We start from the raw sequence: 25,757 nt of genomic DNA on the forward strand, positions 1-25,757 counted from the left end.
GATTTGCTCATGGCTCCATTCTCTCAAGTGAGGGAGCCTCCGCAAAACCCGGGGCGGTTCAAGTGTAAAGTGTCAATGGAATGATTGTGATGTGGCGGAGATATCAATGTTGTCAGTGTATTTGGCATGAATCCATTTAATTTGACATTATTTGTCTGTCGATAAAACCGTAGCAACCGCCACTTCGTCAGCCTGCTTGGCGGCGTGCCGCAGGCGGTGCCGGTCGGCGCGGCGACGCGTTACCAGTTGCTGGCCGACGAGCTGGATGCCAACTGGCAGCCGAACACGGTGGCGGCGATGGTGGCCACGCCGGCCAACCCGACCGGTACCGTGCTCAGCCGCGACGAGATCGCCGCGCTGGCCGAGCGCTGCCGCGCCCGTGGCGGCGCGCTGATCGTGGACGAGATCTACCAGGGGCTGACCTACGGCGCCGATTCGTTCTCGGCCTTGCAACTGGCGGACGATGCCTTCGTGATCAACAGCTTCTCCAAGTATTTCCAGATGACCGGCTGGCGGCTGGGCTGGCTGGTGGTGCCGCCGGCCTATGTCGAGCCGGCGATCCGGCTGGCGCAGAACCTGTTCCTGTGTCCGCCAGCGGCGGCACAGCACGCCGCACTGGCCGCGTTCCAGCCGGCGGTACTGGACGTGCTGGAAAGCCGCCGCGCCGAATTTGGCCGGCGGCGGGATTTCCTGCTGCAGGTGTTGCCGACGCTGGGCTGGCGCATCGACGCGGTGCCGGACGGCGCCTTCTACGTCTACGCCGACGTGTCGGCGGTGACGGACGACAGCTTTGCCTACTGCCAGCGCATGCTGGACGAGGTGAAGGTGGCGATCACGCCGGGGGCGGATTTCGGCAGCAACCGTGCCGGCAACTATGTGCGCGTCGCCTACACCACCGGCATCGACCGCCTGGCCGAGGCGGTGACACGTATGAAGATGGTGCGCTAGCCGCCGCGCGCCAGCCACAGCGCCGCCAGCAGCGCGCAGGCGGCGTGGCTCCACGCCAGCCGGCGTAGTGCGCGGGCGGTGTCCTGTGGCGAGCGCCAGCTGATAATGAAGGGGCGGCGGTCGGCGGGGCGTTGCAGGTGATGGGCAAGCGGGATGGCGGCCAGCGCGCGGTGGTTGCGGCCAACCTCGTCGTGGGCGGCCTGCCGGGCGTGCTCCCACTCCTCGCTACTGAGCGTGCCGTCGCCGTCCTGGTCGAAGCGACGCAGCAGCCCTGCCGGGTCCTGTTTCCACTCGTTTAGCGTCAGCTGCAGGTCGTCGCGGAAGGCCTGTCGGTCCGGCTGGCCGCCGAGGCTGCGCAGCTCGCCCAGCGCATACAGCGGGTCGCCGATGGCGATCCAGCGTTCGCTCAGTACGTCGTCGCCGTCATGCCAGCTGCGCTGGTGGCGGGCCTCGACGCTGGCGCCTTCCGGCTGCACGATGACCTCGCCGCGCCGGTCCAGCAGCCGGAACGAATCGTCGCTGCGCAGGCGTTCGCTGCGCCGTGGCTGCTGCTGGCGGCCGTTCGGGCGCCGCTCCGCCTGATACCACACGCAACGCATGCCGCCAAACGGGGTCACCAGCGGCGGGCCGTCCGGCGCCGCGGCCTCGCCAAAGCATTCGCAATAGCCCTGTGCCGCCGCCTGCGAGGTGGTGGTCGGGGTGTCGGCCACATGGCGGTACTGGCGGTAGAAATGCAGCCACAGCGCCACGCCGAACAGGGCGCCTGCCGCCGGCAGCAGCCGCGGCGGCAAGTCATCCAGCTGCCAGGCCAGCAGGGGCAGTAACAGGTAAAGCAGCAGTGAGGCGTAGCGCTGTTGCAGCGCCGCGAGCAGGGTCATGGTGGCGAGGCTCAGCGTTCGAACAGCGCCTTGACGTCGACGTCGCGCTTTTCTGCCTCGGCAAAACGCAGCGCGCGCGCGGTGCGGAAGCCGAACAGGTTGGCGACGAACACGTCCGGGAATTGCTCGATGCGCACGTTGTTGTTGTTGACCGCTTCGTTGTAGAGTTCGCGGCGATCGGCAATGCCGTCTTCCAGCTGGCTGATGCGCTGCGCCAGGTGGCTGAACTGCACGTCGGCCTTCAGTTCCGGATAGGCTTCGGCTACCGCGAAAATCTGGCCGAGCAGGCCGCGCAGCTGGCCTTCCAGCTCACCGATGCGGCCAACGTTGCCGGCGCGGGCGGCTTCCGACATCGCGGCGCGCGCCTCCATCACCTGCGTCAGGGTGTCCTGCTCGAACTGGCCGTAGTGACGGCAGAGATCGACCAGCTTGGGGATCTCGTCGTGGCGCTGTTTCAGCAACACGTCGATATTGGCCCAGCTCTTGCTGACCTCGTGCTTCAGGCGCACCAGGCCGTTGTAGAGCAGGATGCCGTAGAAAAGCAGCACCACGAATGCAGAAACGAACAGGAAAAATGGCATGAGCAGGTGTCCTTTGAAATTCGATGCCATCGTCACCGCAGCGCTGGCGGGTGTCAAGAAAGGGGCGAGATGACTTCTCTCAATATTGTCGGTGGCGGGCGTCTGGGCAAGAGTGTGGCGCGGCTGGCGCACGACAGCGGCCGCTACCACATCGGCGCGCTGCTGTGCCGCAGTCAGGCGTCGGCGCTGGCGGCGCGCGACTTTGTCGGCGCCGGCGTGGCGCTGACGGCGCTGGCGGACTTGCCGGCGGCCGGCATCACCCTGCTGGCGGTGCCGGACGGCGAGATTGCCGGCGTGGCGGCCGCGCTGGCGACGGCGGGGGTGATTGCCGCCGGCAGCGTGGTGTGTCACGCCAGCGGTGTCGGCGAGGCGGCCTTGCTGGCGCCACTGGCGGTGCAGGGCGTGCACTGCGCCAGCCTGCATCCGGCGTTTTCCTTTGCCGATCCGGCGCGCGCGGTGGCCGGCTTTGCCGGTGCCCGCTGTGCGCTGGAGGGTGATGCTGCGGCGTTGCCGTTGTTGCAAGGGTTGGCCGCAGACATCGGCGGCGTGCCCTTCGTGCTGGCGCCGGGCGGCAAGGCGGCCTACCACGCCGCGCTGTCGATTGCTTCGAACTACCTGGTGACACTGCATGATCTGGCGGCGCGGGTGGCGACACAGGCCGGCATGGCAGATGAGGTGGCGGCCGCGGTGCTGGGCGGGCTGATGCGGCAGACACTGGACAACACGCTGGCGCTGGGGCCGGCGGCGGCGCTGACCGGCCCGATCGCGCGTGGCGATGCCGGCACCGTGGCCAAGCATCGCGCAGTGCTGTCGGCGCAGGACGACGCGCTGTACTGCGCACTGGGCGCGGCGACGGCAAGGTTGGCCGCAACGCGGCTGACGGCGGCGCAGCAGCAGGCGCTGGCTGCGGCGTTGGCGCCGCCGGCCGTTTAGCGTTGGGGTGGAGGGTGATACAGGTTGGCCGCAAGTGTTGCGGCCAACCTTTGTCGTCAGGCGGCGTGGATCACGAAGATCGCCGGCCGCTTGTGGAAGTCCGGTGCGTCCTTCGGCCAGTCCTTTACCAGCCGGCTGACGATGGTCTGCGTCGGCGCAGTCAGGTCGGCGGCCACGCACAGGCGGGTGGTCGGGGCCAGCGTGTCGCGCAGCTGTTGCAGCAGCGCGTTGTTGCGGTACGGCGTCTCGATGAACAGCTGGGTTTCGTTGTTCTGTCGCGAGCGCAGTTCCAGTGCCTTGATCGCCTTGCCACGCTCGGCGGCGTCCACCGGCAGGTAGCCGTGGAAGGCGAAGCACTGACCGTTGGCACCGCTGGCCATCATTGCCAGCAGGATCGACGACGGCCCGATCAGCGGCTCGACGCGGTAGCCCTTCTCGTGCGCCAGCGCCACCAGTTGGGCGCCGGGGTCGGCTACCGCCGGGCAGCCGGCTTCCGACACCAGTCCCACGTCCAGTCCGGCGGCCAACGGTGCCAGCAGCGCGGCGATTTCCGCCGGCTTGGTGTGCTCGTTCAGCGTGTTCATCACCAGCTCGCGGATCGGCGTGCTCACGCCGAGCTGTTTCAGGTGCTTGCGCGCGGTTTTTTCCGCTTCCACCACAAAGTGGGAAATGTGGGTGACGCGGGTGCGCTCGCCCTCCGGTAGCCACGGGGTGTCGCCATCGCCCAGCGGGGTGGGAATCAGGTACAGGGTGCCGGCCATCACAGGATCCCCACGCCTTCGTTCTGCAGCATGCTTACCAGCGCGAACAGCGGCACGCCGATCAGCGCGTTGGGGTCGTCGGCTTCCACTTTCTGCAGCAGTGCGCCGCCCAGCGTCTCGCTTTTGGCGCTGCCGGCGCAGTTGAGCGCGTCCGGTTCGCGGGTCAGGTAGTTGCGGATCTGCTGTTCGGTCAGCTGGCGCAGGGTGACTTTAGTGATGCCGACGTCTTCCTGGATATGGCCGCTCTTGCTGTTGTACAGCGCCAGTGCCGAGTGGAACACCACGGTGCGGCCGCTCATCCACTTCAGCATCGCCACGCCGTTTTCGAAGCTGCCGGGCTTGCCGATCTGCTGTCCGTCGAGCAGTGCCACCTGGTCGCCGCCGATGATCAGCGCCTCCGGGAAGTGCTCCGCCAGCGACATCGCCTTGCTGCGTGCCAGGCGCACGGCGGTATCGAGCGCGGTTTCGCCCGCTAGCGGGGTTTCGTCGCACACCGGTGCCACGGCGGTGACCGGCAGGCCGAGGCGTTCCACGATTTCGCGGCGGTAAGGAGAAGTAGAGGCAAGCACGATCTGCATGTCGGTCATCCGTGGTAAAGAGGGCGCAGGCTGCCTGTTGCATCAATGGCTTGTTGCCGCCGCTGCCGCAGTCAGTATGCTGGTTTATTTTGACAAAGTGATGGCGCTGATAATATCATGCCGGGTTTATGTCTAACCCGATTTTGATTGATCCGCTCGCGTTTGCCCGCGATGGCGCTTCGTTGCAGAACGAGCGGCCGGTTGCGGCGCTCGCCGGGCGCGTACATGAGCTGCTGGCATCCGATGCTGGCGTGGTGAAATTCGAGGTGGAAGGTTTTCAGGACCATCTGCTGCGACCGTCGCTGCGTTACCGTCTGTCTGTCACGCTCAGCGTTGAATGTCAGCGTTGCCTGACGCCGATGCCGTTCGAACTGGAAGCAGGGGGTGTGATTACCCTGTTCTCCCGCGAGGACAAGCTGGAAGCAGCGGTAGAGGCCGATGACGAACTGGACGCCATTCTGGCGGAAGAAACTTTCGACGTTATCGCACTGATCGAAGACGAAATTATCATGGGCTTGCCGCTGTCGTTGATGCACGACGACTGCGACACGGAAGAACTGAAGCGCGCCAAGGCTGACAAGCCTAATCCGTTTGCGGTATTGGCGGTGTTGAAGCAATCCAGGTCCTGAACGTTTAACTTGAATCCTTAGGAGTCGACCATGGCTGTTCAACAGAACAAAAAGTCCCCGTCCAAGCGTGGCATGCACCGCGCACACGATTTTCTGACCGCTCCGTCGCTCGCTAAAGAGCCGACTACCGGTGAAACCCACCTGCGTCACCACATCAGCCCGAACGGCTTCTACCGTGGTCGCCAGGTTGTGAAGGCCAAGGGCGAGTAATCGTTCCTTACTATTATCCTTACCTTCATAACAACAGGTAGGTTAACTACCGTGTCACGTTGATGACTATCACCGTAGCGGTCGATGCAATGGGCGGTGACGTTGGCCTCAAGGTCACTGTCCCTGCATCTGTCCAGTTCCTTAGCGACACTCCCGATGTCAATCTTGTACTGGTGGGCGATCAGGCGGCAATCGAAGCTGAGCTGATGGCACTGCCGGATTCCGTGCGCGCGCGCATCACGGTTCGTCATGCCTCCGAAGTGGTGGGGATGGACGAGTCACCGCAGCTGGCACTGAAAAACAAGAAAGACTCGTCGATGCGGGTGTCGATCAATTTGGTCAAGGAAGGCCTGGCGCAGGCAGCGGTGTCCGCAGGGAACACCGGCGCGCTGATGGCAACGGCCAAATTCGTCCTGAAAACCATTCCCGGTATTGATCGCCCCGCCATTGCCAAGATGATGCCCGGCATCAAGGGCAATACCTGCGTGCTGGATCTGGGTGCCAATGTCGACTGCTCGCCGGAGCAGTTGTTGCAGTTCGGCATCATGGGTTCCGAGCTGGTGGTCAGCCTTGAACATCGCCCGAATCCAAGCGTCGGCTTGCTGAATATCGGCTCCGAGGATATCAAGGGTACCGAGTCGATCAAGCGTGCAGCCGAGCTGCTGCGCGAATCCGGCCTCAATTTCTACGGTAACGTTGAAGGCAACGACATCTTCAAATCAACAGTGGATGTGGTAGTCTGCGACGGGTTTACCGGTAATGTCGCGCTGAAAGCCTCCGAGGGGCTGGCGCACATGATTTCTACCTTCCTGCGCGAAGAGTTTGCCCGCACGTGGTGGACCAAGCTGTGTGCCCTGGCTGCGATGCCGGTGCTCAAGCGGTTCAAGGCCCGTGTCGATCCCCGCCGTTACAATGGCGCCAGCTTTCTGGGGCTGCGGGGAATCGTGGTGAAAAGCCACGGCGGTACCGACGCGCTGGGATTTCGTATCGCGCTGGAGCAGGCTTGCGAGGAAGTTCGCGCCAACGTGATTGGTCACATTGCAGACCGGGTTGCCGTTCAATTACAAAATATCAGGCAATCCGGGCCAGAAGCTAAAGACAGCGCATGACCTATTCCCGCATTCTCGGTACCGGCAGCTACTTGCCGGAGCTACTGATGACGAATGCGATGCTGGCTGAACGTGTCGAAACCAGTGACGAGTGGATTGTCTCTCGCACTGGCATTCGTGCACGCCACATCGCTGCCGATGACCAGAAGACCAGTGATCTGGCCTATCTGGCGTCGCTCAAGGCTATCGAAAGCGCCGGCATTGAAGCCGGCGAACTGGACCTGATCATCGTCGCCACTACCACTCCGGACATGGTATTCCCCAGCACGGCCTGCATCCTGCAGGAAAAGCTCGGCGTGCCGGGCATTCCTGCGTTCGACGTGCAGGCCGTGTGCGCGGGCTTCATGTACGCGCTGGTTACCGCCAACAACTACATCAAGGCCGGCATGGCCAGGAAGGTGCTGGTGGTCGGTGCCGAGCTGATGAGCCGCATTCTGGACTGGGACGACCGCCGTACCTGCGTGCTGTTTGGCGATGGCGCGGGCGCCATGGTGCTGGAGGTATCGGACGAACCGGGCCTGCTGCACGCCAAGTTGGCCGCAGACGGTCGTTACCAAGGCATCCTGAATACCCCGGCGCAGATCGCCGGCGGCAAGATCCAGGGCATGCCTTACCTGCATATGGATGGCCCGGCGGTGTTCAAGTTTGCGGTCAAGGCGCTGTCCGATATCGCGGAGAAGACGCTGGACGAAGCCGGCGTGGCGCAAGCCGATGTCGACTGGCTGGTGCCGCACCAGGCCAACCTGCGCATCATCGAATCCACTGCCAAGCATCTGAAACTGTCGATGGACAAGGTGATCGTCACCTTGCCGGAGCAGGGCAACACCTCGGCAGCCTCCATTCCGCTGGCGTTTGACTGCGCGGTGCGCGATGGTCGCATCCAGCGTGGCCAGACTGTGCTGCTGGAAGGTATCGGTGGCGGCTTTGCCTGGGGCGCGGTGCTGCTGCGCTTCTAAGGTGCCATGCGCGACAGGCGGTCGCCTGTCGCGCGCCTTGCGCTGTGAAACTGTCAAAACCTCGTCCAGCTGCAGTGAACTGCGGTGATCATACGAGCGTTTGACAGTTTCTTTTGCATAAATCGCAGCAAGCGGTCATCATTCACCCCGTTTCAAAAGGAGACCCCGAGATGGCGTTTGCCTTTCTTTTTCCCGGCCAGGGCTCGCAGAGCCTGAAAATGATGGACGGCTTTGCCGACCTGCCGGTAGTAAAACAGACATTTGACGAAGCCTCGGCCGCCCTGGGTGAAGACCTGTGGGCCATGCTGCAGGCGGAGACGCCGGAGGCGATCAACGCCACGGTCAATACCCAGCCGCTGATGCTGGCCGCCGGTGTGGCGACCTATCGTGCCTGGCTGGCACAAGGCGGCGCCTTGCCGGCCGCGCTGGCCGGCCACAGCCTGGGCGAGTACAGCGCGCTGGTGGCTGCCGGGGCGCTGGATTTTGCCGATGCGGTGAAGCTGGTGCGCCTGCGCGCCGAGGCGATGCAGGATGCGGTGCCGGCCGGCGAGGGCGCGATGGCCGCGATCCTCAACCTGTCCGATGACGACATCCGCGCCGCCTGCGCCGAAGCGGCGCAGGGCGAGGTGGTGGAACCGGTGAATTTCAACTCGCCGGGGCAGGTGGTGATTGCCGGCAACAAGGCCGCGGTGGAGCGCGCGATGGAGCTGTGCAAGGCCAAAGGTGCCAAGCGCGCGCTGCCGCTGCCGGTATCGGTGCCGTCGCACTGCTCGCTGATGAAACCTGCCGCCGACAAGCTGGCCGCGGCACTGGCCGCGATCCAGATCAACCCGCCGCAGATTCCGGTGCTGCATAATGCCGACGTTGCCGCCTACGACAATGCCGACCAGATCCGCGATGCGCTGACGCGCCAGCTGTACCGTCCGGTGCGCTGGACCGAAACCGTCCAGCAGCTGGCCGCCGGTGGCATCGTGCTGATGGCCGAATGCGGTCCGGGCAAGGTGCTGGCCGGCCTCGCCAAGCGTATCGACGGCAACGTGAACTGCCACGCGCTGACCGATGCCGCCAGGCTGGAAGCGGCCCGTGCCGAGCTGGCGTAAAGACATAAGGTTGGCCGCATGCGGCCGGCCAGGAGAGAGACAATGAGTTTGCAAGGTAAGGTTGCGCTGGTTACCGGCGCCTCGCGCGGCATCGGTGCCGCCATCGCCGATACCCTGGCTGCCGCCGGCGCCAAGGTGATCGGTACCGCCACTTCCGACAGCGGTGCCGCCGCCATCGGCGAGCGCCTGGCGCAGTGGGGCGGTATCGGCATGGTGCTGAACGTCGGCGAAGACGGCGCCATTGACGCGCTGATCGACACCATCGCCAAGGAGCATGGCGACGTGGCCATCCTGGTGAACAATGCCGGCATTACCCGCGACGGCCTCTTGATGCGCATGAAGGACGAGGACTGGGATGCGATCATGGATACCAACCTGAAGTCGGTATTCAAGACATCCAAGGCCGTGATGCGCGGCATGATGAAGGCCCGCTGGGGCCGCATCATCAATATCGCGTCGGTGGTCGGCGCGATGGGCAATGCCGGTCAGGCCAACTATGCGGCCGCCAAGGCCGGCATCATGGGCTTTACCAAGTCAATGGCGCGCGAAGTCGGCAGCCGCGGCATTACCGTCAACTGCGTGGCGCCGGGTTTCATCGATACCGACATGACCCGCGCGCTGCCGGAAGCGCAGCGTGAGGCGCTGGTACAACAGATTGCACTGGGTCGCCTGGGCGCGGCACAGGACATCGCCGATGCCGTGGATTTCCTGGCCTCCGATCGCGCGGCGTACGTGACAGGCCAGACCCTGCACGTGAACGGCGGCATGTTGATGCCATAAATGGTAATGGCAGGGAATGGTTTTGGGGTTTTTGCCAGCGCAGCATGAGCATGCTGGCGGGTCAAAAGCCGGACTGATTGCCGATTCGCAGCCGATATCATGGCAATGATGTGACTGCGGTAGGCTTGGGCAGGTTTTTTTTGTAGAATGGCGGGGTTTTGTTGTCCCGTACACAGAAAGGTAAAGGATTTAAACAAATGGAAAACATCGAAGCGCGCGTTAAAAAGATCGTTGCCGAGCAACTGGGCGTGAACGAAGCCGAAGTCAAGATCGACTCTTCGTTTGTTGACGATCTGGGCGCCGACTCCCTGGATACCGTTGAACTGGTGATGGCACTGGAAGAAGAGTTCGAGTGCGAAATCCCGGATGAAGAAGCCGAGAAAATCACCACCGTTCAGCAAGCAGTCGACTACGTTACCGCTCACCTGAACAAGTAATTTCCCGGGCTTGCCAGGACCTCTGCCGGTGTAGCCCAGGCTCGCCAGCAGGGGTCTTTTGCTGTAGTGGCCCTGAAACGTGCGTTTGATTTAATGACAGCCCATTGAATACCGCCCGTTCGGGACTATCGGGAGCTTCCTCCCTTTTTTCGCGGAGATACCCTGTGTCAAAACGCAGAGTAGTAGTGACTGGCCTGGGCCATGTGTCCCCGGTCGGCAACGATGTGAGCAGTGGCTGGGCCAATCTCCTGGCCGGCAAGAGTGGTATCACCACCATTACCCGTTTCGATGCCAGTGATATTTCCTGCCAGGTCGCGGGTGAGGTCAAGGGCTTCGATATTAGCCAGTACATTTCGGCGAAAGACGCGCGCCGCATGGATGTATTCATCCATTACGGCATCGCGGCTGCGCTGCAGGCGGTAGCCGACTCCGGTCTCGACGATGTGCCGGGCCTCGACAAGACCCGTGTCGGCGTGAATATCGGCTCCGGTATCGGTGGCCTGCCGCTGATCGAAGAAACCGGCGTGGCCCGCCACGAAGGCGGCATCCGCAAGATCGGCCCGTTCTTCATTCCCGGCTCGCTGATCAACATGGTTGCCGGTCACGTATCCATCCTCAAGGGCTATCAGGGTCCGAGCTACGGCATCGTGTCCGCCTGCACCACCGGTGCACACTGCATCGGCGATGCCGCACGCGTGATCCAGTATGGTGACGCCGACGTGATGGTGGCCGGTGGCGCCGAAGGCACCATCTCCAGCCTAGCGGTGGGCGGCTTTGCCGCGATGAAGGCACTGTCGACCCGCAACGACGATCCGGCGACCGCTTCGCGGCCGTGGGACAAGGGCCGTGACGGCTTCGTGATGGGCGAGGGCGCCGGTGTGCTGGTACTGGAAGAGTACGAGCACGCGGTCAAGCGCGGCGCCAGGATCTACGCCGAGCTGGTCGGCTTCGGCATGAGCTCCGACGCGCACCACATCACCGCACCGAGCGCCGAAGGCCCGGCCCGCGGCGTGCTGAACGCGCTGCGCGACGCCAAGCTGAATCCGGAAGACGTGCAGTACGTGAACGCGCACGGTACCTCCACCCCGCTGGGCGACGCCAACGAAACCAACGCGCTGAAGATCGCGTTCGGTGACCACGCCAGGAAGCTGGTCGTGAACTCCACCAAGTCGATGACCGGCCACCTGCTGGGCGGCGCCGGCGGTGTGGAAGCGATCTACTCGATTCTGGCCGTGCACAACCAGGTATCGCCACCGACCATCAACCTGCACGATCAGGACATCGAAGGCGGCTGCGATCTGGACTACTGCGCCAACACCGCGCGTGACATGAAAATCGACGTGGCGATCTCCAACTCCTTCGGGTTTGGCGGTACCAACGGCACGCTGGTATTCAAGCGCGTGTAAGTCTTGCCCAACGGTGTCGAAACCGTTGACAGCCAAGACCGCTGCGATAAACTCGCGCGGTCTTTTCTTTTTGCGGCCAACGTGACGTTGCTGTTGCCGCAAGGCGGCGGGTAGTGCCTGCGTCGGCGTCGTGCTGGCAAGGCCTGGCGGCGGATGTATAGTCCTATTAGGTGGCGGTCGGCGGGAGTCATCGCCGTCGCCCGCGCCCGGCCAGCCGCCCCGCCATCCTTGCCGCAACCGAACCTCGGGCCCTGCTGCCATGCACTGTGAACTGCTGAGTTTTACCCCCGATCTGCTGGCGCTGCACGCCCACGATCGCGCCCGTTTCCCCTACCTGATGCAGTCGTCGGGTGACAGCGGCTGGGACATCCTGATGGCCCTGCCGCAGCACACCCGCATCTATCGCGAAGGCGAGGGCGCGCTGTTCCTCGACGACGTGCGCGCACTGCCGCTGCCGCAGGCGGTGGCCAATCCGCACCGGCTGCCGTTCAGTGGCGGCTGGTTTGTCTATCTCGGTTACGACCTGCTGTCCGAGTTCGAGCCCAGCGTGCCGCAGGCGATCAGCGACAGCTTCCCGCTGGCGGTACTTAGCCGCATGCCCGCCGCGCTGCTGCATGACCGCGAGAAGCGGGAAAGCTGGCTGCTGGCGGAAACGCCGGCGCAGCTGGATGCACTGAAACAGGCGCTGGTGGAGTCGGAGCCGTTTGCGGCCAACCCTGTGGTGCTGCAGGCACTGGAAGAGGACCCGCCGCACTGGTACACCGACGCGGTGGTCAAGCTCAAGGACTACATCTACGAAGGCGACGTGTTCCAGGTCAATATCTCGCGCGGCTGGCGTGCCACGCTGGCGGAGGGCGTGCGGCCGGCGGACCTGTACGCCGCGCTGCGCCGCAGCAACCCGGCGCCGTTCTCGGCACTGGCCGATTTCGGCGACGCGCACATCGTCAGCTCCTCGCCGGAGCGCCTGGTGCGCGTGCACGACGGCTGGGTCGATACCCGCCCCATCGCCGGCACCCATCCGCGCTCAACGGATGCGGCAGAGGACGCCGCGCTGAAGCAGCGGCTGATCTCCAGCATCAAGGAGCGTGCCGAGCACGTGATGCTGATCGATCTGGAGCGCAACGACCTCGGCCGCATCTGCCAGCCCGGCAGCGTGGAGGTCAACGAGCTGATGGCGGTGGCCAGCTACGCCTACGTGCACCACATCGAGTCCAACGTCCGTGGCCGCATCCGTGACGGCGTCAATACCGTCGACGTGTTCCGTGCGCTATTCCCCGGCGGCACCATCACCGGCTGCCCGAAGGTGCGCACCATGCAGATCATCCGTGAGCTGGAAAACAGCGCGCGTCGCGCCTACACCGGCAGCCTCGGCTACCTCAACCGCGACGGCACACTGGACCTCAACATCCTGATCCGCACCTTCATGCAGCAGGGGCAGCAGCTGCGCTTCCGCGCCGGCGGCGGCATCGTCGCCGATTCCGACCCCGAGCGCGAACTGCAGGAAACCCGCCACAAGGCGCGCGGCCTGCTGCGTGCACTGGGTGTGGAGCAGGCCTGATGCTGGTCAACGGCCAGCCCGGTGACCGCATCAGCGCCGGCGATCGCGGCCTGGCCTATGGCGACGGTATCTACCGCACGCTGGAAGCGCGCCACGGCACGCCGCTGCTGTGGCACTGGCAGTGGCAAAGGTTGGCCGCAGACTGCGCCGCACTGCGCCTGCCGTGCCCGGACGAGGCGCTGCTGCTGCGCGAGATCGCCAGTGTGGCGGCCAGGCTTGAGCGCGCGGTGGTCAAGATCGTGCTCACCCGTGGCAGCGGCCAGCGCGGCTACGCGATGCCGGCCGCGTGCAGCCCGACCCGCATCGTCAGCGCCAGCGCCTGGGGCGGTTACCCGGCCGAGTGCGCGGCGGCCGGCATCGTCGCCCGCTGGTGCGACACGCGGCTGGCCATCCAGCCGCGGCTGGCCGGCATCAAGCACCTCAACCGCCTGGAAAACGTGCTGGCGCGCAGCGAGTGGACGGACCCGGCCATCGCCGAGGGGCTGATGCTGGACATGGACGGCACGGTGGTGGAAGGCACCATGAGCAACCTGTTCATCGTGCGTGCCGGCGAGCTGATCACCCCGCCGCTGGACCGCTGCGGCGTGTCCGGCGCCATGCGCGCCTGCGTGATCGACACTGCGGCCAACCTTGGCCTGCACATGCGCGAGACGCGGCTGTCACCGGATGAGGTGCTGGCGTCGGACGAAGCCTTCGTCTGTAACAGCCTGGCCGGCATCTGGCCGCTGCGACAGCTGGGGACGCGACAGTGGCAGCCCGGCACACTGACCCGCCACCTGCAGCAGCTGCTCTGATTCATCGCCGGTTTTCATCGCCGGCACTCGCCATCCCCTGAACTGGGCCTTGATCCGTGGCCATTCGCCGCTCACGGCACAGGCGCAGTGCCATCCCGCCCGCAGGTGCCCTGCCGCGTCAGCAGGTCCACAGCCTTAGGGATTCTCTTTCAACTGTGATGCATATTTTATAGGTGCAGCTATCAACGCCGATGGCCGGCAGGCAAGAGAGCGGAAAGGCGCGCCGAGACGGTGTATTTGTTTGATGTTAGTCAATTTGGGTGAGTGGCAACTGCACGATTATCCATGATTATGGAATTGTTAAATAACTCTTTTATTTAAAAGGCATGATCATGAGATTCGTCACAATTTCCCAGCGACTTCTTTTGCTGCTGCTGGTGCCGGTGGTGAGCCTGCTGCTATTTGCCGGTTCCCTGCTCTGGCACAACCTGGGCAGCTATCGTGATGCCAGGCAAACACTGGGCATGATGGAAATATCGGTCGCTGCCGGCAACCTGATCCATGCCCTGCAGATCGAACGGGGAGCCTCGGCCGGCTTCCTGCAATCGCACGGCCAGAAATTTGCCAGCCGCCTGTCGGGTATCCGCGCCGAGACCGGACAGCGCTTGCAGACATACCGCCAGTTGCTGGCCACTCGTGAGACGGCTTCGCCGGAGCAGGATGCGGCACTGAACCGGACGCTGGCCCGGGTCGACGAACAGCTGATGCAGCTGGCGGCGCTGCGTACCAAGGTGGACCAGTTGCAGATCGAGCCGGCCGCCAGTTCGGCGTATTACTCCGCAACGGTGGCCGCGCAGCTGGATGCAATGAGTGCAATGGGGCGCTACAACCAGAATGTACTGATCTCCCGCAAGCTGCTTGCTTATCAGGCGCTGATCCGGACCAAGGAAAATGCCGGGCTGGAGCGGGCACTGTCAGTACCGGTGTTTATCGCCAATGCGGTAACGCCGCAGGCCTACCGCACGATCCTTTCCAAAGTCTACAAGCAGGATGCCTTTCTGGAGTTGTTCCGTAGCCAGGCAGAGCCGGAAGAGCTGGCCTCGCTGCAGTCCGCGCTGGACAGCCCGGCAGCCGCTGCCGTGCAACGCCTGCGTGACCGCATGGCAGAGCAGGCGCTGAGCGGCGGCTTCGATGTGGACCCGGAGGTATGGTTTACCGCCATCACCGACAAGATCAATCTGTTGTACACCACCGAGCAGCTGCTGACCCGCAACGTGGTGGCGCAGGCTTCCGCTATCGAGGCCGCGGCATGGCAAAAGCTGCTGTGGCTGTCGGTGCTGGTGCTGGCGGCACTGCTGCTGACGGTAATCGGCGGGCTCCGTATCGCACATGGCATCGTGCGGCCATTGCAGGTGGTGGCAGCTGCTGCCGAGCAAGCGGTCAGCAGCGGTGACTTCAGCCGCCGGGTGGCGGAGCAGGGGGCTGAGGAATTGCAGCGGACTTCGCAGGCTTTCAATCACCTGATGCAGACTTTCTCTGCACTGATTGCCGATACCCAGCGGGGAAGCAGCAATATTGCTGCCGTTTCTGCGGCACTGGCATCATCCAGCACCCAGATCCAGCACAGCGCAGCCAGTCAGGGGGATGCCACTGCCGCCGTGGCGGCAGCAGTTGAACAGGCCTCCGGCAGCATCAGCGAAACACTCACCAGCACCCGGGCTGCGGTGACGATGGTGGAGCAAACGCGACAGGATACCGAGCATGCGCTGGCAGTAATGGTAAGCACGGTGGGTACGGTGCAAGGCATCGCTGTGCAGATTGAAACCTCCGGCAGCGATGTTGGCCAGCTGGATGAAAGTTCCAAGAAGATCGGCGGCATCGTGCAGGTGATCAAGGATATTGCCGACCAGACCAACCTGCTGGCACTGAATGCCGCGATCGAGGCGGCGCGTGCCGGTGAGCAGGGACGCGGCTTTGCCGTGGTCGCCGATGAGGTGCGCAAGCTGGCAGAGCGCACCGGTGGCGCCACCGGGGAAATCGTGAAGCTGATCAGCGATATCCAGCAGCGCATCGGCAGTGCCATCGACTGTATGCAGCAGGCCAATAGCCAGGCACAGCACGGCCTGCAGCTGGTATCGCAGAGCGAAAGCGCGCTGCGCAATATTGATCACAGCTCGCAGCAGGTAGCACACCACATGCACAGCGTCGCCAGTGCGATTCAGGCACAGGATGGTGCCATCCAGCAGATCGTGCAGCGGATCGAACAAATTGCGAACATGACGGCAGAGAATGTGATGGTGGCACAGTCGAACAACCGCAATGCGGAGGATCTGGATAGCCTGTCGAACAACCTGCAGCGCGCCATCAGCCAGTTCAGGATTGCTCCGGCCGGCTGAACAGTATTGCAGCTGGCGCATGGGCGTGGCTAACCGCTCCGGCTGGCGACGCGCCCCAAAACGATGCGGCCAACCTTTTCCAGGGTTGGCCGCATCGTTTTCAAGCCTGCCACCCCGCCAGCGTGCGCCACGCCAGCAGCAGCGCAAAGCCGATCAGCAGCACGCCGCAGGCCTGGTCGACCAGCCGCTGCCCGCGTACGCCCAGCCGCGACAGCAGCCGGCCACCGCCGTAGGCCAGCAGCAACCACCAAAGCGCCGAGCCGGCAAACACGCCCACCACCATCAGCACACTGTCGGCCAGCGACGGCGTGCGCGCGCCGGCCAGCCCGGCGAAGATGGCGATGAAGGACAGGATGGTCATCGGGTTGGTCAGCGTCAGCGCCAGCGCGCTGCCGTAGGCGCGCGGCAGGCTGTGCGCGCCGGCGGCACGGGCGGCGTGGCTGGCCGCGTCGCGGCGCAGGGTGGCGATGCCCAGGTACAGCAGCAGCACGCAGCCGGCCAGCGCCAGCGGCGTCGCCAGCCGCGTCAGCAGCGCGATCAGCGTGCCGAGGCCGGCGGCACCGATCGCGGCGTAGATGGCGTCGGCGGTGGCGGCGCCCAGCCCGGTGACAAAGCCGGTGGCCGCGCCCTGGCGCAGCGTGCGCTCGATGCACAACAAACCCACCGGCCCGACCGGCGCGGCAATCGCCAGCCCGATGAGGGCGGCCTCGACAAACAGGTGGCTGCTTTGCATGGCGTCTGGCTCCTCGATGTGATGCCCTAGTGTGCGACGGCGCCGCCGCGCGCGCCATCAGGTATCTTCGCCAAAATACGATGTCGGGTTTATATTCTTAGGCCAAACAGCAGAAAGGCTTGCAAATGGAAGTAGATGGCAAATCGTGGCTGATCCTGCAGGCGTTGCAGGACAATGCGCGGCAATCGCTGACCGAACTGGCGCAGACGGTGGGGCTGTCGCTGCCTGCGGTATCGGAGCGGGTGAAGCGGCTGGAAGAGGCGGGGGTGATCAGCGGCTATCACGCCGTGGTGGCGCCGCTGAAGGCCGGCTTTGCGCTGTCGGCGCTGGTCGGCATCACCGTACCGCAACCGGCGAAGAAGGTGCTACTGGAAAGGTTGGCCGCGATGGCGGAAGTGCAGGAGTGCCACCACGTGACCGGGGTCGATTCCTACGTCTTTCGCGTGCTGGCGCGCGACGTGTCGCATCTGGAGCTGCTGGTGTCGCGGCTGAACGATCTGGGCGAGACGCGCACCAGCATCATCCTGTCGACCCCGCTCAGCAACCGTCCGGTGCTGCCGCCGCGTTAGGGGAGGTGGAGCAGGTGGTCTTTCCTTGGAGGCGGGATGCCTGCTATCGACCCTTAGCGGAAGTCGGAGACCAAGAGAAGCAGACACTCTGAAACTTGGGCATCCGCAAAAAGTTGCGGTGGATACTCCTCCCTTAGCCTCTGCTTTATTATGACTTGACAGTCGTATCCGACGTTCCTCGTTTATCCAAATATGAAGCGAGTGCCTCGAACTGACGGTCGGTATTGCCGCTAGGGTCTACGAACATGTATTTAAAGAGACTTCGGATGTTATCTGCCGTCACCTCCGTATTACCGGGGTCAAAGGTTTTGCCATTGGGTAGTGTTACCTGCTGACCACTCATTCCTATGCGCGACATACCTACAAGCATCAACCCGTGTGCCGCTTCAAGATTGCCATTAGCGACGAGTTCATCGTAAAGCGCTTTTTCCTTGGGCGACAACTCAGCCATCGTGTTCACGAAGCCGCCAGCCTTCTGCATATAATCGACTTCGTCGGCGGTGAGCGAATCGAAGCCCGCCTTACCGCTGGCCTTCATCTTTTCCTGAAGTTCCGCGAAACGTTTGTCGTTTTTAGAGAGATATTCAAAATCTGCTTCAGTTCGTTCAACGCCTGGCTTGGCCTTGATTGCGTCAATCCGGGCTTGAATCCCGGGGTCTTGCGTTGCAGCCTGAGAGGCAGCCACTAGGGCTTTTGCTGCATCGGAAATGCTTACCTTATCGGCATAATTTGCCGCAGGTGCCGGTGATGTTTGCCGCCCAACAGCCGATTTGGTGTTCGTGCTGTAGGCAGAGGCGATAGTACTGAAGCCTTGGATAATCATTTTTCACTCCTTTGAGTATGCTTATTGGAAAATGCAATAAGCATGCCATGGAGTACAGAAGCGCCCCTAAATTGCTGCTGATGAAAGCATAACCACTATCGAATGGCTGCTTTCTGTGACTAAGCCTGACAGTCCGCTTGTGGCCGACAGCAGACATGCTAGTGTAGTGTTTCACGCTATTTGAAACATATGAAAACCAATATCCATGCGGGTTTCAAGCTGATTTCAAGTTCCATCAAGAACGCAGCACTACACTAGCACACGGGCATGGTTCACCCCTCCGGCCGACGACGCGCCTCAAAACACTGCGGCCAACCTTTCCCAAGGTTGGCCGCATCGTTTTCAAGCCAGCTGGCAGGCTATTGCAGCCGCTGTCGCAGCCAGCGGCTGAAGCTCTCCACTCCCCACGACAGCAGCAGCATGGCCAGGATCAGCGTCGCGGCGTTGGACAGCTGGAACAGCGACAGCGCCAGATACAGCTGCTGGCCGAGGCCGCCTGCGCCGACCAGACCCAGGATGGCGGCGATGCGGATATTGTTTTCCCAGCGATACAGGGTGTAGGCCAGCCACTGCGGCAGCGCCTGCGGCAGCAGGCCGTAGCACAGGCAGGCCAGGTGACCGGCGCCGCTGTGGCGCAGCGCGGCTTCCGCGTCCGGCGGTGTGTTTTCCAGCGTCTGCGCGAACAGCCGGCCCAGCACGCCGCTGGTGTGCACCGCCAGTGCCAGCACGCCGGCGGCCGGGCCGAGGCCCAGCGCCAGCACCGCCAGCGCGCCCCACAGCAGATCCGGCGTGCCGCGCAGGAAATTGAGCAGCAATTGCACCGGTGCGCGCAGCCAACGCGGGCCGCGGTTGCTGGCCGGTAGCGCCAGCAGCGCGCCGCCGATGAAGGCCAGTGCGCTGCCCAGTGCCGAGACCAGCAGCGTTTCCAGCACGCTGCTGCCGACCTGGACGAGGAAATCGCTGCGCAAGGTTGGCCGCAGGAATTCCTGGGCGAAGCGCCACAGCCCGGCGATATCGAACGGCGCCGCGCGCCATTGCGGCCACAACCACAGCAGCGACAGGGCCAGCAGCGACAGCGTGCCGGCGGCCAGCGCGGCGCCGCCGGCGCGGCTATGGATGGCGGCGCGGCTGACGCGGCTGACGCCCTCGGTCAGCGCCACCAGCGCGGCGAACAGCAGCAGCAGGCTGCCGACTTCGCCGCCGTTCAGCATCCGCATCGAGGTATCCAGCAGCAGGCCGAGGCCGCCGGCGCCGACGAAGCCCATCACCGCCGAGGCGCGGATCGCGCATTCCCAGCGGTAGACGCTGTAGCTGATCAGCTCGCTGGCCGCCTGCGGCAGCAGCGTGTAGCCGAACACCGCCAGCCGCGAGGCACCGCTGGCGGCCAGCGCCGCCGCGGCCTGAGGTGGCTGCGATTCCAGGATCTCGGCGTAGACCTTGCCCAGCATGCCGCCATAGGCCAGCCCCAGCGCCAGCACCGCCGGCAGGCTGCCCAGCCCGGCGGCGCGCACCAGCAGCAGCGCCCACACCAGGTCCGGCACGCCGCGCAGCACGATCAGCACGGCGCGCAGCAGGCGTTGCAGCCATTGCCAGGGGCAGGCCGGCGCGTCGCCGCACAGGTGGTCGCGGTCCAGCGCGCGGCTGGTCAGTAGTGCCAGCGGCAGGCCGAGCAACACCGCCAGCGCGAGGCCGCTGCTGGCAATCGCCAGCGTGGTGGCGGTTTCGCGCAGCAGGTCGTGCAGGAAGGCGCCGTCACGGCTGGGCGGGAAGAAGTCGGCGACAAAGCGCCACAGCGTGCCGGCGGTGTCGCCATCGGCCAGCAGCAGCGGGTTGAAGCCGGTGTAGGCCATCGCCGCCAGCAGCAATAGCGGCGTGGCGATGAGGCCGGCCAGCCGCGACGCGTGGGCCGGGTCGTGCAGGCTGCTGTTTAGCATGGCGCGATCCGGATGCCGCTGCCCAGCGCCGGCTCGTCGGCGGTGGCCGGTTGTTCGCCGGCGTACAGCGCCGCCAGCAGCGGCGGGGTGACCTCGGCGCGCGGCAGGTCGAAGGCGATGCGACCGTCACGCAGGCCGATCAGGCGCGGGAAGTGGGCGAGCGCCAGCTCGACCGAGTGCAGGCTGACCAGCAGCGTGGCGCCGCGCTGACGTGCGTCGCTGCACAGCAGCGCGACGGTGTCGTCGGCCAGGCGCGGGTCGAGCGCCGATACCGGCTCGTCGGCCAGCAGCAGCTCCGGACGCTGGTACAGCACGCGGGCGATGCCGACGCGCTGGCGCTGGCCGCCGGAGAGGCGGTCGCAGCGCTGCCACAGCTTGTCGCCCAGCTGCACCCGTTGCAGCGCGTCGCGGATGGCGGCGACATCCTGCGGCCACAGCAGGCGGCGCAGTGCGGCCAACGTGGACATGCTGCCCAGGCGACCGGCACCCACGGCGGTGACCACCCGCTGCAGCGCCGGCAGCGGCGGATGCTGGTACACGCTGCCGATGCGGCTGCGCAGCCGGCGCAGCGCCGGCGCGCGCAGTTGCCACGGGTCCTGCCCCAGCAGCTGCACGCTGCCACCGTCGGGACGGTGGCAGCTGCCCGCCAGCAGCAGCAGCGACGACTTGCCGGCGCCGGACGGGCCGATCAGCGCCACCTGCTCGCCCTGCGCCAGTTGCAGCGACAGCGGCTGCAGGATGCGGCTGCCGCCCAGGCTCAGGCTGGCCGAGTCAAAACGCAGGCTCATTGCAGCAGACCGGCTTCTTTGGCGGCGGCTTCGATGCCCTTGTAGTTGGCGGCCTTGGTCGGGATGAAACGACTGGCGCGTTGCAGCTCAAGGATCGCCTTGTGCTCAGGGTTGGCCGCATTCAGCTTCAGGAATGCCTGCTGGATTTTCTGCTGCAGTTTTTTATCCAGGCTGCCGCGCACGGTCCAGTTGTAGTCGAAGTACGGCGGGGTGGTGCCCAGCAGCTTGACCTTGCTCTGGTCGACCTTGCCGGCTTCGACCAGCTTGTCCCACACCGAGGCGTTCAGCACGCCGGCGTCGACCTTGCCGGAGGCAACCCAGGCCACGGTGGCGTCATGCGCGCCGGAGTAGCCGACGCTCTTGAAGAAGGTTTCCGGCTTGATGTGCTGCTTTTGCAGGAAGTAGCGCGGCATCAGGTGGCCGGAGGTGGACGAGGCGGAGCCGAAGGCAAAGCTCTTGCCCTTCAGCTGCTGCAGCTTGCTGATGCCGCTGTCGGCATTGACGATGTATTTGGAGGTGAAGCGCGAATCTTCCTCGCGCTGCACCAGCGGTACCACCTTGCCGCGCGCTCTGGCCTGCACGAAGGTGAAGCCGCCCAGCCACGCCATGTCGATCTGGTCGGCGTTGAGCGCGGTCACCACCGCGGCGTAGTCGCTGACCGGCACGAACTGCACCTTCATGCCCAGCTCTTTTTCCAGGTACTGGCCCAGCGGCGCGAACTTGCGTTGCAGCTCGGTCGGGGCTTCGTCCGGAATGGCGGAGACTTTCAGCAGCGCTTCGGCGCTTGCAACAGCAGAAACGGCCAGCAGCAGGCTGGCCAGGGCGATTTTGGTTTTCATCGGAATTCTCTTGGTCTGAGCGGACAACAGGCCGCCGACAGCAAAAAAATGCAGCCGTGGGCGGCTGCATCACAGGGTGGCGGGCAAAAGGCCGCCGGGGGCAGATTCTAGCAAAGGTTGGCCGCAGCCGGATAGGACTCAGGAGTCTGTGAGCAGGGTGGGGGCGCTCAGGCTGATCTGGCGCATGGTGCCAGTGCTGTCGTCCCAGCGCACGGTTACGGTGGTCTGGCTGCCAGCTGTGGTGCTCTGGCATTTGAAGCGGGCGAGTGAGCCGGAGGCATCGGGCAGCGGGGAATCAAAGCTGCTTTTAGTGCACAGGTCGTCTGGGCCATTCAAGCCGGCGTGCCGCTGTTCCAGTGCGTTCTGTGCCAGGGTGGTGGCGGCATTGTAGTCGTTGGCACTGATCTGGCTGTGGTACAGGTAGCCCTGCATGCGTACCAGCGCCAGTACGCCGAAGGCCAGTACCAGCATGGTGACCAGTACCTCGATCAGCGAGATGCCGCGTTGGCTGCGTCTCATGGCGCGGTTCCCGAGTCGATCCAGCTGGCTGCGACGCGGGTGATGGTGGTCGCGCTACCGCTGCCTCCTGCTCCGCTCGTGCCGGTATTGCCGGGGTTGAATGATGCGGGCAGATCGCGCAGGTCGATGGTGGTGCTGCCATTCCAGGTGTGGCCGGCCAGGCCGGCGGGCTTCACGCAGCTGCCGTTACTGATGCTGTCGCACCGCCCGGCGCTGACATAGCCGTGTACGGTGGTGCTGCCGCCGGTCTTCAGGTGGTTGCCGGCAATCACGCTGCCGTAGACATGATTGCTGGCGCCCAGTGTGATGTCGCCGCCGGTATAGCTGCCATTCTTGTAGGCGCCGGACAGGTAGGCGATGTTGGCGGTGGGCAGCTCAAGCAGCTTGCTGTTGGTAAAGTCGCACAGATTGGCCGGGCGCAGGGTAAAGCCGGTGTTGGTGCATACCGTGCTATAGCCCGCATAGTTGGGCGCATATAACACATGGCTGCCCGAGGTGCTGATGTTGCCGGTCGCGATGATGGTGTTGTAGTAGGTACCATTGCCGGCGGTGACCGCACCGTCGAACCACAGGATACCGGGGGCCATGGTGGTGCCGTTCAGCGACCAGGTACCGCTGTTATTCACGCTCAGACAGTCGTTATAGTCCGAATAACCACTGCAGAACTTGACCATGGGTTGTCCGCTGCTGCAAACACCACTGTTTACTGTCTTGCACAGGTAGTTGCGATGCTTGCTGCTGTTGTGGCCGATGCGGTAGTCGCCGTCGGCCAGGCCCGAGACATTGCTTACAGTAACGATAATGTTGTTGTCGGTATCCCGCGTGAACGCATAGTTGGCTTGCGAGCGGTAATCATTGGCATCGATCCTGCCTTGGCTGGCTTTTACCTCGGTGACCGGGTCAATCGGCACTTGCAGGCCGCTGATCTGGGTGACCTTGATATCGGTGTTGCCTTTGCTGTAGCTAGCACTGCCGCCGATGGTGGCCGTCATCGTGCCGCCCCAGCCGCTGATGGTGAGGTTGCCTTCTGCCTGTACCGGCCCGACGGTGCCGCTGGTGTTGCTGGTAAGGTTGCCCTGGGTTTTCAGGCTGCCCATGCTGGTGCCGCCATTGTTGATGTTGACGTTGCCGATGATTTCTGCGGACCCGACATTGCTGTTGCCGAAGGTGCCGCTGCCGTTGGCCTTGACGACGCTGACAACCGCATTGCCACTCATCACGATATTGCCCATGGTCTTGATGGTCTGGTAGGTGCCGTTCTGGATAGTGATATCGTCGTTGGCTTGCAGGTTGTTGACGGTCTGGTTGCCGCCGATGGTGATGGTGCCGGTGGAGCGCAGGCTGTCGATGCCGTTGATGCTGCCGTTCATCGAAATATTGCCATCCACGGTAAAGGAGGCGGCTTGTCCGCCCAGGATGGTGACGCTGCCGCCCAGATTGAGGTCGCCGATCAGTGTCAGTGGGGATGCGGTTCCTCCGGAGCTGCCTCCGCTGTCACGGTGCAACATGCGTTGTACGGATACCTGCTGGCCATCGTAGGTACCGGCGACGATGAGCCGGTAATCCGGAGCGGTACCGACCAGGCGGGCAGTGTAATGCGTGCCGCTTCGGCCGGTGGTGCTCAGCTCGTCAATCTTGGCGTCAAGTACCGTGGTGCCAGCTTGTGCGCTGCTGATCAGCGCGGCCAGCTCACGGTCAAGGCCTTCTTCGGCGTAATTGAGTGCCTGATTGTAGCGGTGCTGGTTTTGGGCGTTGAACTGGTCTACCACCAGGTGCTTGCTGCTGGCCAGCAAGACCAGGCTGGAAATGGCCAGCAGGGTGATGGCGACAAACAGCGTTGCCAGGCCATGCTGGCGGCGGAGCGTGGCGGGATGGGCAGGTTTCATGGGGTGGTCACGGCAGGCAGGTTGCGCAGTTGCACCGTGGTGCTGCGGCTGAAGGTTTGTGAGGCGTTGCCCGGATCGCGCGCCGTAACGGCAATGTCAATGGCTTTGCCGGCATTAAGGGCAGCAAACTGCAGTTGCAATCCGGAGGCCTGATCGGCCTTGCTCATGTCTTGCCAAAGGTTGGCCGCAGCGCTGCATGACCAGTTGGCAGCAGTGGTTTGCAGGTGTTGCAGCTTGTTGTTATCGAGGCGGAAGGCGAGATAGCGGCTGGCTGATGCTGCGGCGCTTTCACCGGGTAGCGGGGCATAGGCGTAACGTATGCAGCTGCCGCTATTTTCGATGTAAAGATTGCCGTAGGGATTGGTACCGCTGGCCGTGCTGCCCCAATAGCCGGCACGGCGCAGTTCCATGCCCATCATGGATACGGCGGTGTCGAGCACGCTGCCTGCCAGCGCCCGGCGCTTGTCGACGGATTGTGTTGCCAGCAGGTTGGCCATCAGGTTGAACAGTGCCAGCAGCAGGATCAGGCCAATGGTCATCGATACCAGCAATTCCAGCAGGCTCATGCCACGCTGGGTGTTCAGTCGCATGTGGTTTTGCTCCCGTATGCAAAGCCGGTCACCAGCAGGGTGATGGTACCGCTGCTGCATCCGCTGCGGCCGAGACTGAGTTTGACCTCATTGAGGGTTGTGCTGCTGTTGTCTACCGGCATGCCGCGCAACGGCGAGAAGGCAAATTTCAACGGCAGGCTGCCGCCTTGCCTGGCCAGCGTTACCGCGCCGTAACTGGCCGAGCTGCGACTGGCGACCGTTTCAGTGGTGGATACCACCCGTAGCTCCCACTGTGCTGCACTGGCAGTGGTGAGTTCCACCCAGACATCTTGCTGGCTGGTGATGGCGTGCTGGCGTGCCAGTCTCAGCGTGTCGGTCAGGTCGTCAACGGCATTCTGCAATTGCTGGCGCTTGTTCCAGCTGCCCATTGCGGGCAGGGCCAGCATCAGCATGATGCCGATAATGACCAGCGTAACCAGCAGCTCGGCCAGGGTAAAGCCGTGCACGCGCACGGTGGATCCGGTCATTTCCAGCATGCTTCCGGAGTTTGCGGGGTATTGGCGTTGACCTGTTCCAGTCTGATGGTCTGGCAAACGCTGTCCTTCAGTTGCGCACTGCCGGATGCCGGTTTGGCTACAACGTAGAAGCCGCTGGCAATGAGGCCGGTGGTGATGTTGTAGTAATTTTCCGGTGAACTGGCAGACAAGCCCAACGTCGTCATGTTGGAAGCGTAACCGGCATTGAAGCCGCGGTAGCGGATCTGGCTCTGCTGTACCTGGTACAGCATGCTGGTGGCGTCTGCCCGGCGTGCGCGCATGACGTAGCTCTGATAAGCAGGCAGGGCAAAAGCGGCAAGCAGGGCGATTATGCCCAGTGCCACCATCAGTTCGATCAGGGAAAAGCCGCGGCAAGGTAGGGTCATGTAAGGGTTGGCGCAGGTGGTTTGGGTAAATGTTCCGCATTGATCTCGAATGTGGAGCACGGGGTGGATGCCCCCGGCATTGTGCCAAATGTATCCGGTGGCCGGCAACTAGAAAAAGGAATCGGTGCTTGCATAAATATTCTCAAATCAAGCACATATTTTATTGTCCGGTGTGGCCGGCCGGCATGGGCGGGTTGCC

29 protein-coding genes are annotated in these 25,757 nt (G+C 63.8%); 15 read left to right on the forward strand and 14 right to left on the reverse strand.

Going from position 1 to position 25,757, the window contains the following annotated elements:
- The first annotated feature begins 204 nt into the window (after positions 1 to 204).
- A complete protein-coding gene (locus IE083_RS07560) occupies positions 205 to 948 on the forward strand; it encodes an aminotransferase class I/II-fold pyridoxal phosphate-dependent enzyme (RefSeq protein WP_229799652.1) in 744 nt (247 codons plus the stop codon).
- Here the strand turns inward: IE083_RS07560 and IE083_RS07565 are convergent.
- Positions 945 to 1,826: a hypothetical protein gene (locus IE083_RS07565; RefSeq protein WP_189353007.1), complete on the reverse strand. Its 882-nt coding sequence runs from the start codon at positions 1,824 to 1,826 to the stop codon at positions 945 to 947. The genes IE083_RS07560 and IE083_RS07565 overlap by 4 nt on opposite strands.
- 11 nt (positions 1,827 to 1,837) lie before the next feature.
- Complete coding sequence (locus IE083_RS07570) at positions 1,838 to 2,407, reverse strand: LemA family protein (RefSeq protein ID WP_189353008.1); 570 nt, start codon at positions 2,405 to 2,407, stop codon at positions 1,838 to 1,840.
- A gap of 69 nt (positions 2,408 to 2,476) precedes the next feature.
- Here IE083_RS07570 and IE083_RS07575 point away from each other — a divergent pair, with 69 nt between their 5' ends.
- The gene (locus tag IE083_RS07575; RefSeq protein WP_189353009.1) at positions 2,477 to 3,340 is read left to right on the forward strand and encodes a Rossmann-like and DUF2520 domain-containing protein; all 864 of its coding nucleotides are present in this window, start codon (positions 2,477 to 2,479) and stop codon (positions 3,338 to 3,340) included.
- Positions 3,341 to 3,396: 56 nt separating this feature from the next.
- Here the strand turns inward: IE083_RS07575 and IE083_RS07580 are convergent, their stop codons facing one another.
- Both IE083_RS07580 and IE083_RS07585 read right to left on the reverse strand, forming a co-directional pair.
- Positions 3,397 to 4,101, reverse strand: coding sequence for an SAM-dependent methyltransferase (locus IE083_RS07580; protein ID WP_189353010.1), 705 nt, complete (start codon positions 4,099 to 4,101; stop codon positions 3,397 to 3,399).
- Complete coding sequence (locus tag IE083_RS07585) at positions 4,101 to 4,679, reverse strand: Maf family nucleotide pyrophosphatase (protein ID WP_189353011.1); 579 nt, start codon at positions 4,677 to 4,679, stop codon at positions 4,101 to 4,103. Before IE083_RS07585 ends, IE083_RS07580 begins: the two co-directional genes overlap by 1 nt.
- Between IE083_RS07585 and IE083_RS07590 the strand changes: the two genes are divergently transcribed.
- The 12 genes from IE083_RS07590 to IE083_RS07645 all read left to right on the forward strand — a co-directional run bounded on the left by IE083_RS07590 (position 4,678) and on the right by IE083_RS07645 (position 15,994).
- Positions 4,678 to 4,815 (forward strand): hypothetical protein, encoded by a 138-nt coding sequence (locus tag IE083_RS07590; protein ID WP_189353012.1) that lies wholly within the window; start codon positions 4,678 to 4,680, stop codon positions 4,813 to 4,815. The two genes, IE083_RS07585 and IE083_RS07590, sit on opposite strands and share 2 nt — an antisense overlap.
- Complete coding sequence (locus IE083_RS07595) at positions 4,808 to 5,308, forward strand: YceD family protein (RefSeq protein ID WP_189353013.1); 501 nt, start codon at positions 4,808 to 4,810, stop codon at positions 5,306 to 5,308. Before IE083_RS07590 ends, IE083_RS07595 begins: the two co-directional genes overlap by 8 nt.
- Before the next feature lie 30 nt (positions 5,309 to 5,338).
- A complete protein-coding gene (gene rpmF / locus IE083_RS07600) occupies positions 5,339 to 5,518 on the forward strand; it encodes a 50S ribosomal protein L32 (protein WP_017509929.1) in 180 nt (59 codons plus the stop codon).
- A 62-nt stretch (positions 5,519 to 5,580) separates the two neighbouring features.
- The gene (gene plsX, locus IE083_RS07605; protein WP_189353014.1) at positions 5,581 to 6,627 is read left to right on the forward strand and encodes a phosphate acyltransferase PlsX; all 1,047 of its coding nucleotides are present in this window, start codon (positions 5,581 to 5,583) and stop codon (positions 6,625 to 6,627) included.
- Positions 6,624 to 7,583: a beta-ketoacyl-ACP synthase III gene (locus IE083_RS07610; RefSeq protein ID WP_189353015.1), complete on the forward strand. Its 960-nt coding sequence runs from the start codon at positions 6,624 to 6,626 to the stop codon at positions 7,581 to 7,583. The genes plsX and IE083_RS07610 overlap by 4 nt, the downstream gene beginning before the upstream one ends.
- Before the next feature lie 170 nt (positions 7,584 to 7,753).
- The gene (gene fabD, locus IE083_RS07615) at positions 7,754 to 8,683 is read left to right on the forward strand and encodes an ACP S-malonyltransferase (RefSeq protein ID WP_189353016.1); all 930 of its coding nucleotides are present in this window, start codon (positions 7,754 to 7,756) and stop codon (positions 8,681 to 8,683) included.
- An 18-nt stretch (positions 8,684 to 8,701) separates the two neighbouring features.
- Positions 8,702 to 9,463: a 3-oxoacyl-ACP reductase FabG gene (fabG, locus tag IE083_RS07620; RefSeq protein ID WP_373295178.1), complete on the forward strand. Its 762-nt coding sequence runs from the start codon at positions 8,702 to 8,704 to the stop codon at positions 9,461 to 9,463.
- A gap of 197 nt (positions 9,464 to 9,660) precedes the next feature.
- Entirely contained in the window at positions 9,661 to 9,900 is a 240-nt protein-coding gene (gene acpP / locus IE083_RS07625; RefSeq protein ID WP_047965576.1) for an acyl carrier protein, read from the forward strand.
- A 164-nt stretch (positions 9,901 to 10,064) separates the two neighbouring features.
- Positions 10,065 to 11,306 carry a beta-ketoacyl-ACP synthase II gene (gene fabF, locus IE083_RS07630; RefSeq protein ID WP_189353018.1) on the forward strand — a complete coding sequence of 414 codons (1,242 nt, stop codon included), beginning with the start codon at positions 10,065 to 10,067 and terminating at the stop codon, positions 11,304 to 11,306.
- 259 nt (positions 11,307 to 11,565) lie between these two features.
- Positions 11,566 to 12,864 carry an aminodeoxychorismate synthase component I gene (locus IE083_RS07635; protein ID WP_189353019.1) on the forward strand — a complete coding sequence of 433 codons (1,299 nt, stop codon included), beginning with the start codon at positions 11,566 to 11,568 and terminating at the stop codon, positions 12,862 to 12,864.
- Positions 12,864 to 13,658: an aminodeoxychorismate lyase gene (pabC, locus tag IE083_RS07640; protein WP_189353020.1), complete on the forward strand. Its 795-nt coding sequence runs from the start codon at positions 12,864 to 12,866 to the stop codon at positions 13,656 to 13,658. The genes IE083_RS07635 and pabC overlap by 1 nt, the downstream gene beginning before the upstream one ends.
- Positions 13,659 to 13,990: 332 nt before the next feature.
- A complete protein-coding gene (locus IE083_RS07645; RefSeq protein ID WP_189353021.1) occupies positions 13,991 to 15,994 on the forward strand; it encodes a methyl-accepting chemotaxis protein in 2,004 nt (667 codons plus the stop codon).
- 100 nt (positions 15,995 to 16,094) lie between these two features.
- Here IE083_RS07645 and IE083_RS07650 read toward each other — a convergent pair whose 3' ends face one another.
- Positions 16,095 to 16,727 carry a LysE family translocator gene (locus tag IE083_RS07650; RefSeq protein ID WP_189353022.1) on the reverse strand — a complete coding sequence of 211 codons (633 nt, stop codon included), beginning with the start codon at positions 16,725 to 16,727 and terminating at the stop codon, positions 16,095 to 16,097.
- 125 nt (positions 16,728 to 16,852) lie between these two features.
- On the opposite strand from IE083_RS07650, the gene IE083_RS07655 reads away from it, so the two are divergent.
- Positions 16,853 to 17,296 (forward strand): Lrp/AsnC family transcriptional regulator, encoded by a 444-nt coding sequence (locus tag IE083_RS07655; protein ID WP_189353076.1) that lies wholly within the window; start codon positions 16,853 to 16,855, stop codon positions 17,294 to 17,296.
- Between the two features lie 148 nt (positions 17,297 to 17,444).
- Here the strand turns inward: IE083_RS07655 and IE083_RS07660 are convergent, their stop codons facing one another.
- The 9 genes from IE083_RS07660 to IE083_RS07700 form a co-directional block, all read right to left on the reverse strand.
- Positions 17,445 to 18,119: a flagellar biosynthesis anti-sigma factor FlgM gene (locus IE083_RS07660; RefSeq protein WP_189353023.1), complete on the reverse strand. Its 675-nt coding sequence runs from the start codon at positions 18,117 to 18,119 to the stop codon at positions 17,445 to 17,447.
- Positions 18,120 to 18,478: 359 nt separating this feature from the next.
- On the reverse strand, positions 18,479 to 20,053 hold the full coding sequence (locus IE083_RS07665; RefSeq protein ID WP_189353024.1) for a PhnE/PtxC family ABC transporter permease: 1,575 nt from the start codon (positions 20,051 to 20,053) through the stop codon (positions 18,479 to 18,481).
- Positions 20,047 to 20,841, reverse strand: a complete 795-nt coding sequence (locus IE083_RS07670) for a phosphonate ABC transporter ATP-binding protein (RefSeq protein ID WP_189353025.1) — start codon at positions 20,839 to 20,841, stop codon at positions 20,047 to 20,049. The genes IE083_RS07665 and IE083_RS07670 overlap by 7 nt, the downstream gene beginning before the upstream one ends.
- Positions 20,838 to 21,680 (reverse strand): putative selenate ABC transporter substrate-binding protein, encoded by an 843-nt coding sequence (locus tag IE083_RS07675; protein ID WP_189353026.1) that lies wholly within the window; start codon positions 21,678 to 21,680, stop codon positions 20,838 to 20,840. The genes IE083_RS07670 and IE083_RS07675 overlap by 4 nt, the downstream gene beginning before the upstream one ends.
- A 138-nt stretch (positions 21,681 to 21,818) precedes the next feature.
- A complete protein-coding gene (locus tag IE083_RS07680) occupies positions 21,819 to 22,199 on the reverse strand; it encodes a type IV pilus modification PilV family protein (protein ID WP_189353027.1) in 381 nt (126 codons plus the stop codon).
- Positions 22,196 to 24,085, reverse strand: coding sequence for a hypothetical protein (locus tag IE083_RS07685; RefSeq protein WP_189353028.1), 1,890 nt, complete (start codon positions 24,083 to 24,085; stop codon positions 22,196 to 22,198). Before IE083_RS07685 ends, IE083_RS07680 begins: the two co-directional genes overlap by 4 nt.
- Positions 24,082 to 24,675, reverse strand: a complete 594-nt coding sequence (locus IE083_RS07690) for a prepilin-type N-terminal cleavage/methylation domain-containing protein (RefSeq protein WP_189353029.1) — start codon at positions 24,673 to 24,675, stop codon at positions 24,082 to 24,084. The genes IE083_RS07685 and IE083_RS07690 overlap by 4 nt, the downstream gene beginning before the upstream one ends.
- Positions 24,666 to 25,163 (reverse strand): GspH/FimT family pseudopilin, encoded by a 498-nt coding sequence (locus IE083_RS07695; RefSeq protein WP_189353030.1) that lies wholly within the window; start codon positions 25,161 to 25,163, stop codon positions 24,666 to 24,668. The genes IE083_RS07690 and IE083_RS07695 overlap by 10 nt, the downstream gene beginning before the upstream one ends.
- Complete coding sequence (locus IE083_RS07700; protein WP_308426737.1) at positions 25,160 to 25,618, reverse strand: type IV pilin protein; 459 nt, start codon at positions 25,616 to 25,618, stop codon at positions 25,160 to 25,162. The genes IE083_RS07695 and IE083_RS07700 overlap by 4 nt, the downstream gene beginning before the upstream one ends.
- Between the last annotated feature and the right edge of the window lie 139 nt (positions 25,619 to 25,757).

It is taken from the genome of Vogesella fluminis (assembly GCF_014652335.1).
Taxonomy (GTDB): domain Bacteria; phylum Pseudomonadota; class Gammaproteobacteria; order Burkholderiales; family Chromobacteriaceae; genus Vogesella; species Vogesella fluminis.

Excerpts from the sequence above, each read along its gene's own strand:
- IE083_RS07575 (WP_189353009.1), top strand. The coding sequence starts at position 2,477 with ATGACTTCTCTCAATATTGTCGGTGGCGGGCGTCTGGGCAAGAGTGTG.
- IE083_RS07675 (WP_189353026.1), bottom strand. The coding sequence starts at position 21,680 with ATGAAAACCAAAATCGCCCTGGCCAGCCTGCTGCTGGCCGTTTCTGCT.
- IE083_RS07650 (WP_189353022.1), bottom strand. The coding sequence starts at position 16,727 with ATGCAAAGCAGCCACCTGTTTGTCGAGGCCGCCCTCATCGGGCTGGCG.
- IE083_RS07570 (WP_189353008.1), bottom strand. The coding sequence starts at position 2,407 with ATGCCATTTTTCCTGTTCGTTTCTGCATTCGTGGTGCTGCTTTTCTAC.
- IE083_RS07690 (WP_189353029.1), bottom strand. The coding sequence starts at position 24,675 with ATGCGACTGAACACCCAGCGTGGCATGAGCCTGCTGGAATTGCTGGTA.
- IE083_RS07590 (WP_189353012.1), top strand. The coding sequence starts at position 4,678 with ATGTCGGTCATCCGTGGTAAAGAGGGCGCAGGCTGCCTGTTGCATCAA.
- IE083_RS07665 (WP_189353024.1), bottom strand. The coding sequence starts at position 20,053 with ATGCTAAACAGCAGCCTGCACGACCCGGCCCACGCGTCGCGGCTGGCC.
- pabC (WP_189353020.1), top strand. The coding sequence starts at position 12,864 with ATGCTGGTCAACGGCCAGCCCGGTGACCGCATCAGCGCCGGCGATCGC.
- IE083_RS07660 (WP_189353023.1), bottom strand. The coding sequence starts at position 18,119 with ATGATTATCCAAGGCTTCAGTACTATCGCCTCTGCCTACAGCACGAAC.
- IE083_RS07610 (WP_189353015.1), top strand. The coding sequence starts at position 6,624 with ATGACCTATTCCCGCATTCTCGGTACCGGCAGCTACTTGCCGGAGCTA.
- IE083_RS07635 (WP_189353019.1), top strand. The coding sequence starts at position 11,566 with ATGCACTGTGAACTGCTGAGTTTTACCCCCGATCTGCTGGCGCTGCAC.
- IE083_RS07585 (WP_189353011.1), bottom strand. The coding sequence starts at position 4,679 with ATGCAGATCGTGCTTGCCTCTACTTCTCCTTACCGCCGCGAAATCGTG.
- fabD (WP_189353016.1), top strand. The coding sequence starts at position 7,754 with ATGGCGTTTGCCTTTCTTTTTCCCGGCCAGGGCTCGCAGAGCCTGAAA.
- IE083_RS07595 (WP_189353013.1), top strand. The coding sequence starts at position 4,808 with ATGTCTAACCCGATTTTGATTGATCCGCTCGCGTTTGCCCGCGATGGC.
- IE083_RS07695 (WP_189353030.1), bottom strand. The coding sequence starts at position 25,163 with ATGACCGGATCCACCGTGCGCGTGCACGGCTTTACCCTGGCCGAGCTG.
- acpP (WP_047965576.1), top strand. The coding sequence starts at position 9,661 with ATGGAAAACATCGAAGCGCGCGTTAAAAAGATCGTTGCCGAGCAACTG.
- plsX (WP_189353014.1), top strand. The coding sequence starts at position 5,581 with ATGACTATCACCGTAGCGGTCGATGCAATGGGCGGTGACGTTGGCCTC.
- IE083_RS07655 (WP_189353076.1), top strand. The coding sequence starts at position 16,853 with ATGGAAGTAGATGGCAAATCGTGGCTGATCCTGCAGGCGTTGCAGGAC.
- rpmF (WP_017509929.1), top strand. The coding sequence starts at position 5,339 with ATGGCTGTTCAACAGAACAAAAAGTCCCCGTCCAAGCGTGGCATGCAC.
- IE083_RS07685 (WP_189353028.1), bottom strand. The coding sequence starts at position 24,085 with ATGAAACCTGCCCATCCCGCCACGCTCCGCCGCCAGCATGGCCTGGCA.
- IE083_RS07645 (WP_189353021.1), top strand. The coding sequence starts at position 13,991 with ATGAGATTCGTCACAATTTCCCAGCGACTTCTTTTGCTGCTGCTGGTG.
- IE083_RS07680 (WP_189353027.1), bottom strand. The coding sequence starts at position 22,199 with ATGAGACGCAGCCAACGCGGCATCTCGCTGATCGAGGTACTGGTCACC.
- IE083_RS07565 (WP_189353007.1), bottom strand. The coding sequence starts at position 1,826 with ATGACCCTGCTCGCGGCGCTGCAACAGCGCTACGCCTCACTGCTGCTT.
- fabG (WP_373295178.1), top strand. The coding sequence starts at position 8,702 with ATGCGGCCGGCCAGGAGAGAGACAATGAGTTTGCAAGGTAAGGTTGCG.
- IE083_RS07580 (WP_189353010.1), bottom strand. The coding sequence starts at position 4,101 with ATGGCCGGCACCCTGTACCTGATTCCCACCCCGCTGGGCGATGGCGAC.
- IE083_RS07670 (WP_189353025.1), bottom strand. The coding sequence starts at position 20,841 with ATGAGCCTGCGTTTTGACTCGGCCAGCCTGAGCCTGGGCGGCAGCCGC.